This window comes from Kineococcus haloalkalitolerans (assembly GCF_050871905.1).
Taxonomy (GTDB): domain Bacteria; phylum Actinomycetota; class Actinomycetes; order Actinomycetales; family Kineococcaceae; genus Kineococcus.
This window is the reverse complement of the sequence record NZ_JBJLSH010000085.1, coordinates 1-6,364: the sequence shown is the minus strand read 5'-3', so window position 1 is coordinate 6,364 and position 6,364 is coordinate 1. Positions and strand designations below refer to the sequence as shown.

The following is a 6,364-nucleotide window of genomic DNA, read 5'->3' as shown; positions in this document are numbered from 1 at the left end:
TGTGTGGTCTCTAGAGCGCGGGTGGGGGGGGCGGGGGCGCGCCCGCGCGGGGGGCGGGGGGCCGGGCCGGCGCCGCCCCCCCCCCCCCCCCCCCACCGCTCGCCGGGACGTCGTCCCGACGTGGCCTAGACGTCCCCGCCCAGGTAGGCCGCCCGGATGGAGTCGTCGGCCGCCAGCTCGGCGCCCGTGCCGTGGCGCACCACGGTGCCGGTCTCCAGGACGTAGGCCACGTCGGCCGTGCGCAGCGCCTGCGCGGCGTTCTGCTCCACGAGCAGCACCGTCGTGCCCTGGGCGTTGATCTCCCGCACGATCGCGAAGATCTGCTGGATGAGCTTGGGCGCCAGCCCCATGGACGGCTCGTCCAGCAGCAGCACCCGCGGACGCGACATGAGCGCGCGCCCGATGGCCAGCATCTGCTGCTCGCCGCCGGACATCGTCCCCGCCGGCTGCGAGCGGCGCTCGGCCAGGCGCGGGAAGAGGCCGAACACGCGGTCCAGGTCCGCCCGGTAGGCGGCGCTGCGCCGGTCCTTGCGCGTGTAGGCACCCATGTCGAGGTTCTCCAGCACGCTCATGCCGGGGAAGGTGCCCCGCCCCTCCGGCGCCTGGCACAGGCCGCGCTGGACGAGCTTGTGGGAGGGCACCCGGGTGATGTCCTCCCCCTCGAAGAGGATGCGCCCGGCGCGCACGCTGCGCAGGCCCGAGATCGTCTTCAGGGTGGTGGTCTTGCCCGCGCCGTTGGCGCCGATGAGGGTCGCGATGCCGCCGGCCGGCACCGAGAACGACACGTCGCGGATGGCCTCGATGCGCCCGTAGTTGACGCTGAGGTCCTCGACCCGCAGCTGCTCCTCGCCCAGCGTGCGGGCGCTCGTCGGCGTGCTCACAGCTCTCCCCGCAGCTCGTCGATCTCCGCGACCGTCCCGGGGTCGTCCGCGGTCTCCTCCTCGTCGACGCCCAGGTAGGCGGCGATGACGGCCGGGTCGTCGCGCACCTGCGCCGGGCTGCCCTCGGCGATCTTCTTGCCGAACTCCAGCACCACGATGCGGTCGGTGACGCCCATGACCAGGCGCATGTCGTGCTCGATGAGCAGCACGGTGTTGCCCAGGTCGCGCACGCGGCGGATGAGGTCCATCAGCCGCTGCTTCTCCACCGGGTTGAACCCGGCCGCCGGCTCGTCCAGGCACAGCAGCTTGGGCCGGGTGGCCAGCGCGCGGGCGATCTCCAGCCGCCGCTGCTCGCCGTAGGACAGGTTGCGCGCCAGGTCGTCGGCGCGGTGACCGAGGTCCATCAGCTCCAGCAGCTCGTCGGCCAGCCGGTCCCCCTCCGCGGTCTCGCGCCGGTGCCGCGGCAGGCGGAACAGCGACGAGAGCACCCCGGAGCGGTGGTGCGAGTCCGCGCCGACGAGCACGTTCTCGCGCGCCGTCATGTTGCCGAACAGGCGGATGTTCTGGAACGTGCGGGCGATGCCGAGACGGTTGATCTGGTAGCGCTTGCGCCGCCCCAGGGGCTGGCCGTCGAAGACGACGCGGCCCTGGGTGGGCTGGTAGACCCCCGTCAGCGCGTTGAAGCACGTCGTCTTGCCGGCCCCGTTCGGGCCGATGAGGCCCAGGATCTCCCCGCGGCGGATGTCGAAGGACACCCCGTCCAGGGCGACCACGCCGCCGAAGCGCAGCGTGACGTCCTCCATCCGCAGCAGCACGTCGTGCTCGCCCGGCGCGGTGCCCGCACCGGGAGCGGTCGTCGTCGTGTCAGGCACGAGCGCCCTCCTCCGTCCCCTCCAGCGTCTGCAGCTGCTCGTTCACGCGCTTGGCCCGCCGCGCCCGGCGCGGGGGCAGCACGCCCTGCGGCCGGAAGTTGGCCAGCAGCAGCAGGAGCAGCCCGAACACGAGCACCCGGAACTCGGCGAACTCGCGGAAGCGCTCGGGCAGGTACGCCACCACCGCCGCACCGACCAGCACGCCCCAGCGGTTGCCCTGCCCGCCCACGACCACGGCCGCGAGGAAGAGGATCGACAGCTGGATGATGAACGTCTCGGGGTTGATGGCCCCCTGCCGCGAGGCGAACAGCCCGCCGGACAGGCCGCCGATGAAGGCGCCCATCGCGAACGCCAGCAGCTTGAAGCGGAACGTCGGCACGCCGTTGAGCTCGGCGGCCTCCTCGTCCTCGCGGGTCGCCTCCCACGCGCGGCCGACCCGGCTGTCCTGCAGCAGCACGTCGCCGATCAGCACGAGGATGATGACCGTCAGCGCCAGCCAGTAGTACGGCACCCCGTCGAGCAGGCCGAACTCCAGGAACGTCGACGTGTTGCCGAAGTCCACGTAGGACACCCAGCCGTCCCACTGCAGCTGCGGGACCTCGAACAGCCCGATGCTCGGCGGGCGCGGGATGCCGCTGAAGCCCTGGGCCTGGTTGAGGAACTCGGAGTTCAGCGCCACCAGGCGGATGATCTCGCCGAAGCCGAGCGTGACGATCGCCAGGTAGTCCCCGCGCACGCGCAGCGTCGGCCAGCCCAGCAGCAGCCCGGAGGCCGTGGACACGGTCACCGCCAGCACGAGCAGCACGACGAACGGCACCCGGCCGGACATCGTGCCCACGACGGCCACCGTGTAGGCGCCGACGGCGAAGAAGCCGACGTACCCCAGGTCGAGCAGGCCGGCGTACCCGAGGACGATGTTCAGGCCCAGCGCGACCAGCCCGTAGGCGGCCACCAGGAACATGACCGAGCCGAAGTCGGAGTTCGGCGTCGACAGCAGCGGCGGGTTCAGCAGCGGCAGCGCGTAGAAGACGAGCGCGAGCGCGACCCACAGCACCACCTTCACGGGCCGGGGCAGGGCGCTGAGCCGCTCGCCGAGGCCGCGCCGGGGACCGGTGCCGCGCCCCGCGGGCGCGCTCTTCGCGGTGGTGCTCATGCGCGGGCCTTCCCGAGGGACTCGCCCAGCAGCCCGGTGGGCCGGAACAGCAGGACGACGATGAGCAGGACGAAGGAGACGACGTCCTTCCAGGACGAGCCGAACAGGTTGGAGCCGTAGTTCTCCGCCAGCCCCAGCACCAGGCCGCCGAGCAGGGCGCCGCGGATGTTGCCGATGCCCCCGAGCACCGCGGCCGTGAACGCCTTGATGCCCAGGACGAAGCCGACGTTGAAGCGGGTCACGGGGATGTGCATGAGGTACAGCAGCGCCGCCGCACCGGCCATCAGCCCGCCCAGCAGGAACGTCAGCTGGATGACCCGGTCCTTGTTGACGCCCATGAGGGCGGCGGCCTCCGGGTCCTGCGAGACGGCGCGCACGCCGCGGCCCAGCCGGGAGCGGCGCACGAACTGGTCCAGGGCCAGCATCATCAGCAGCGCCGCGACGAGCACGATGAGCTGCGTGCTGCGCACCGTGTACCCGGCGACCTCGAACAGCGGGACGCTGGGCAGCGGGTTGACGAAGGGCGCGTTCTGCCGGGCCTGGCGCACGAACTCGGCCAGCACGCCGTCCAGACCGAGCCAGCCGGCGATCCGGTCGCGCAGGCCCATCAGCTCGGCCAGCACGAACGAGGCGCCGATCGCGGAGATGAGGGCCACCAGGGGCGGGGCGTTCTTCTCCCGCAGGCGCCGGTAGGCCACCCGCTCCAGCACGAGGGCGATCCCGCCGCTGACCAGCATGGCGGCCAGCAGCGCCACCAGCAGCAGGCCGATCGCCGCCGGCAGCGGCATCCCCTGGCGGGCGTTGAACAGCAGCATCACCCAGACCGCGGCGAAGCTGCCCCACATGAAGACCTCGGAGTGGGCGAAGTTGATGAGGCGGAGCACACCGTAGACGAGGGTGTACCCGAGGGCGAAGAGGCCGTAGATGGACCCCACGACCAGACCGGTGAAGGTCAGGTCGACGAACGTTGCGAGACTCACGGGACCGCCGGGGGTGCGGGGGCCGCGGTCCCCGCCGCGGGCGGGGCACCGGGACCCGGTGGAGGTGGGGCTGCGGGGACAGCGGGAGGTTCTGGACGTGGCGCGGGGCCGGGGCGCGCGCGGCGCCCCGGCCCCGGGCCGGTCCTCAGGAGGCGGGGATCTCCTGGTCGGCGACGATCGCTCCGTCGGTGACCTTGTAGCTCCACACGACGACGTCGGCGGGCTCGCCCTGCTCGTCGAAGGACAGCTGCTTCGTCACGCCGGGCCCCTCGTAGGAACCGACGAACTCCAGCAGCGACTCGCGGTCGTAGTTCCCCTCGGCGATGCCGGCCAGCAGGATCGTCGCGGCGTCGAAGCCCTCGGCGGAGTACGTGGCCGGCGCGGTGCCGAACTCGGCCTCGTAGTCGGCGGCGAAGGTGCCCTCCGCCTCCTCCGGCGGCAGGCACGGGCAGGTGATGATGGCGCCCTCGGCGTTCTCGGCGCCCGCGGCGTCGAGCAGGCCGTCGTCCTTGGCGCCGTCGTCGGTGACGAACGGGGTCTGCAGGCCGCCCTCGCGCATCTGGCGCAGCAGCAGGCCCGCCTCGGGGTAGTACCCGCCGAAGAACACCGCGTCCGGGTTCGCCGCGCGGATGGCCGCCACGGTGGCGGAGAAGTCCGTCTGCCCGCTCTGCACGGTGTCGTTGCCCGTGTTCGCCGCGCCCAGGTCCTCGCGGACGATGTCGGCCAGCCCCTTGCCGTACTCGGAGGCGTCGTCGATGACGAAGACGCTCTGCGCGCCCAGCACGTCGGTCAGGTAGGTCGCCGCCGCCGGGCCCTGCGACGCGTCGTTGCCCAGCACGCGGAAGAACGTCGACCAGCCGTTCTCGGCCAGCGCGGGGTTCGTCGCCGACGGGGTGATGGACACCAGCCCGGCCTCGTCGAAGATGGGACCGGCGACGCGGGACTCGCCGGAGAAGGCGGGACCGACGACGCCGAGGACGGCCTCGTCGCTGACGGCCTGGGTCGCGAGGCCGGTCGCCTGCTCGGGCAGGCCCTGGGAGTCGTAGTCGGTGATGCTGACCTGGCAGGCGCCGTCCTCGGCGTTGTGCTGGTCCACGGCCAGCTGCACGCCGTTCTTGATGTTCACGCCGAGGTTGGCGTTCGGGCCCGTGAGGGCGCCGAAGAAGCCGATGCTCACGCCGTCGGGGCACTCCCCGGCGGCACCGCCGCCGGCGGCCTCCGTGCCGCCCTCGGTGCCGGTTCCGGTGGTGCCGCCGCAAGCGGTCAGGAGCAGGGCGGCCGCCGCGACGGGGGTCGCGAGCTTGACGATGGAGCGCACGGGCGAGTCCTCCTGGTGGTGTCGCACGGACGCGCGAGCGCACGTCCCCGTCCGCCCCTGCGCGCAGGGGCGGGACCGGGGGAACAGTAGAGGAGGGGCGGCCGTCCGGGAGGTGAACCGTGGAGGTTGTTCACCGGTCTGTTACACAGATCGACCAGCGCCCGCCCGTGCGGGTGGTCGTTCCGACAACCCGCACGTCGTCGGCGACGCTGCGTGCCGGGACGCGGACGGGCGTGCCCGCACCCCCGGACGTCCTCGTCAGCGGGTGCGTGCGGTGTGTCGCGGTGCGTCGCGCGGCGGCCCGGCGCGCCCGGCCGGGCCGCCGGGGCGGGACTCAGGAGCGGTCGTCGCCGGCGCTGATGACGGTGGTGGCGACCTCGCGCATCGTCAGGCGCTTGTCCATCGAGGTCTTCTGGATCCAGCGGAACGCCTCGGGCTCGGTCATCCCGAACTGCGTCTGCAGCTTCGACTTGGCGCGGTCGACGAGCTTGCGGGTCTCGAAGCGGTCCGCGAGGTCGGCGACCTCGTCCTCCAGCGCCATGATCTGCTGGTGCCGGCTGACGGCGATCTCCACGGCGGGCAGCAGGTCGGCGGACGTGAACGGCTTGACGACGTAGGCCATCGCCCCCGCGTCGCGCGCCCGCTCCACCAGCTCGGCCTGGGAGAACGCCGTCAGCAGCACGACGGGCGCGATGCGCGCGCGCACGATGCGCTCGGCGGCCGAGATGCCGTCCAGCACCGGCATCTTGATGTCCATGACGACCAGGTCGGGCTTGTGCTCCTCGGCCAGCGCGACGGCCTGCTCGCCGTCGCCGGCCTCGCCGACGACGTCGTACCCCGCCTCGCGCAGCATCTCCACGATGTCGAGGCGGATGATCGCCTCGTCCTCCGCCACGACCACGCGGCGGGTGGTCGTGGGGGCGCTGGCAGCGGTGTCGGCAGTGTTCGTCACGGGCGTCATCCTAGACGCCGTGCCCCGGCCGGGGGGTGTCCCGTCCCACGACCGGTGGCCGCCCGCCCGGTTGCTAGGGTGACGCCGCCGCGCCCTGGTAGCCCAACCGGCAGAGGCAGTCGACTCAAACTCGATCCAGTGTGGGTTCGAATCCCACCCAGGGCACCCGCGCGCGAGGGGGGACGGACCGTCCGGTCCGTCCCCCCTC

At 72.9% G+C, this 6,364-nt stretch carries 6 protein-coding genes and 1 tRNA gene; 1 reads left to right on the top strand and 6 read right to left on the bottom strand.

Going from position 1 to position 6,364, the window contains the following annotated elements; genetic code table 11:
- Window positions 1-125 precede the first annotated feature (125 nt).
- From ACRYMY_RS19335 to ACRYMY_RS19310, 6 genes are all read right to left on the bottom strand, one after another.
- Window positions 126-881, bottom strand: a complete 756-nt coding sequence (locus tag ACRYMY_RS19335; RefSeq protein ID WP_432548841.1) for an ABC transporter ATP-binding protein — start codon at window positions 879-881, stop codon at window positions 126-128.
- On the bottom strand, window positions 878-1,684 hold the full coding sequence (locus ACRYMY_RS19330) for an ABC transporter ATP-binding protein (RefSeq protein WP_432548842.1): 807 nt from the start codon (window positions 1,682-1,684) through the stop codon (window positions 878-880). The genes ACRYMY_RS19335 and ACRYMY_RS19330 overlap by 4 nt, the downstream gene beginning before the upstream one ends.
- Before the next feature lie 61 nt (window positions 1,685-1,745).
- Complete coding sequence (locus ACRYMY_RS19325) at window positions 1,746-2,906, bottom strand: branched-chain amino acid ABC transporter permease (protein WP_432548840.1); 1,161 nt, start codon at window positions 2,904-2,906, stop codon at window positions 1,746-1,748.
- Complete coding sequence (locus ACRYMY_RS19320; protein WP_432548839.1) at window positions 2,903-3,886, bottom strand: branched-chain amino acid ABC transporter permease; 984 nt, start codon at window positions 3,884-3,886, stop codon at window positions 2,903-2,905. Before ACRYMY_RS19320 ends, ACRYMY_RS19325 begins: the two co-directional genes overlap by 4 nt.
- Window positions 3,887-4,031: 145 nt before the next feature.
- Window positions 4,032-5,204 carry a branched-chain amino acid ABC transporter substrate-binding protein gene (locus tag ACRYMY_RS19315; protein ID WP_432548838.1) on the bottom strand — a complete coding sequence of 391 codons (1,173 nt, stop codon included), beginning with the start codon at window positions 5,202-5,204 and terminating at the stop codon, window positions 4,032-4,034.
- Between the two features lie 334 nt (window positions 5,205-5,538).
- On the bottom strand, window positions 5,539-6,165 hold the full coding sequence (locus ACRYMY_RS19310) for an ANTAR domain-containing response regulator (protein WP_369052205.1): 627 nt from the start codon (window positions 6,163-6,165) through the stop codon (window positions 5,539-5,541).
- 82 nt (window positions 6,166-6,247) lie between these two features.
- On the opposite strand from ACRYMY_RS19310, the gene ACRYMY_RS19305 reads away from it, so the two are divergent.
- Window positions 6,248-6,321, top strand: a tRNA-Leu gene (locus ACRYMY_RS19305).
- Window positions 6,322-6,364 lie beyond the last annotated feature (43 nt).

Excerpts from the sequence above, each read along its gene's own strand:
- ACRYMY_RS19330 (WP_432548842.1), bottom strand. The coding sequence starts at position 1,684 with ATGGAGGACGTCACGCTGCGCTTCGGCGGCGTGGTCGCCCTGGACGGG.
- ACRYMY_RS19325 (WP_432548840.1), bottom strand. The coding sequence starts at position 2,906 with ATGAGCACCACCGCGAAGAGCGCGCCCGCGGGGCGCGGCACCGGTCCC.
- ACRYMY_RS19310 (WP_369052205.1), bottom strand. The coding sequence starts at position 6,165 with ATGACGCCCGTGACGAACACTGCCGACACCGCTGCCAGCGCCCCCACG.